Raw genomic sequence first — 1,538 nt, forward strand, 5'->3', positions numbered from 1 at the left:
CCGGCTTCGAGACGTGGGCGATGACGCCGGCCGACGACGCCATCGGATTGTGGTCGATCGACCCCGATGCGCTCCCGGATCGACTCGCTGTGGTCCTCGGAGCCGAGGGTCCCGGACTCGACGCGTCGACCATGGCCGCGACCACGCGTCGCGTCCGGATTCCGATCGACCCGGACGTGGACTCGCTGAACGTGGGCCATGCCGCGGCCATCACGTTTGCCGCGCTCGGTCGTGGCCTCACGTCGTAACATCACCTCGTGAGCGATCCGACGCCGGGCACGTCGTCGTCCCCGGCATCCGACGAGGATCGCGAGGCGCGCGACGACAAGATCGAGCAGGCCAAGGCACAGCTCGAACAATCGCCGGACGATCTCGCCAAGCCGTCCACTCCGACCGAGCGGCGCCGTCAGTGGTGGCACCGTCACCTCGAATCCGGCGAACGCCAACGGATCATGGGCGAGCTCGGGATCAAGCGTCAGGAGCACTGGGGCTTCCGGTTCGGCACCATGCTCGGACTCTCCGTCGTCGTCGCGGTGATGGGCCTGTCCGCCGACTCGGCCGCCGTGGTGATCGGCGCCATGCTCCTCGCGCCCTTGATGCAGCCGGTGCTCGCGGTCGCGGCGTGCATCTCGATGGCGCTGTTCCGATTGGCACTGCGATCCGCCGGTCACGTCGTGTTCGCATCGATCGGATCGATCGCGCTCTCCTACGTCCTCGCGGCGATGTTCGTGAACGGCGAACTTCCGACGGAGGTGACGAGCCGAACGGCGCCCGACATCCGCGACCTCGTCGTTGCACTCGGCGCTGGGACTGCCGGCGCGTACGCAACGGTGCGCAAGGATGTCTCGTCCTCGCTCCCCGGCGTCGCCGTCGCCGTCGCGCTCGTACCACCGCTCGGTGTCGTCGGGATCACCCTCCAAGCGGGCTACACCACACTGGCGCAGGGCGCGCTGCTGTTGTACGTCACGAACCTCGCAGCGATCGTGCTCGCGGCGTCGATCGTCTTCGTCGCGACGGGGTTCGTGCCCCCGCGCCGACTGGCCAACACCTACCGGCGAACCGGCGCCGTGGCGGCGGTCGTCGCCATCGTGGTGGTCGCGATTGCGGTGCCCCTGTACCGGGCATCGCTCGCCGCAGCCGAGGCCACCGATCGCAATCTCGAGGCGCAGGAGATCGTCGACGAGTGGTTGGGACCGATCGAACCCACCGATCGTCCGACCATCGACTTCGACGACCGACGCATCCAGGTACGCGTCCGCAGCTTCGAACCGCCGCCCGACGATGCCCCGCTGACCGAAGCCATGCAGGCCCGTTTCGGGCCGGACCGCATCGTGTCGCTCGAATGGGACCGCCTGACGCGGTTCGAGACGACGACGACACTGGCGCCGACGACCACGGTGATCAGCGACGCGGAACTTCTCACCGCCGAGGTGGAGGTCATCGTCGACGAGTGGCTGCAGGAGGGCGACTTCGAGGGGGTCCGCCGCGTCGATGCGCTGGTGATCGGCGACGGCGTGGTGCGCGTCGATGCGAGCGGC

Annotated in this window: 2 protein-coding genes; both read left to right on the forward strand. The window is 68.8% G+C overall.

Annotated features, from left to right (window positions below; all coding sequences use genetic code 11):
* Positions 1-248: TrmH family RNA methyltransferase (locus ON45_RS20655; RefSeq protein WP_040496723.1), on the forward strand; the 248-nt coding region annotated here is incomplete at its 5' end.
* A gap of 9 nt (positions 249-257) precedes the next feature.
* On the forward strand, positions 258-1,538 hold a 1,281-nt coding region (locus tag ON45_RS21975), incomplete at its 3' end, for a TIGR00341 family protein (RefSeq protein ID WP_083915218.1).

The sequence above is a fragment of the Ilumatobacter nonamiensis YM16-303 genome, assembly GCF_000350145.1.
Taxonomy (GTDB): domain Bacteria; phylum Actinomycetota; class Acidimicrobiia; order Acidimicrobiales; family Ilumatobacteraceae; genus Ilumatobacter_A; species Ilumatobacter_A nonamiensis.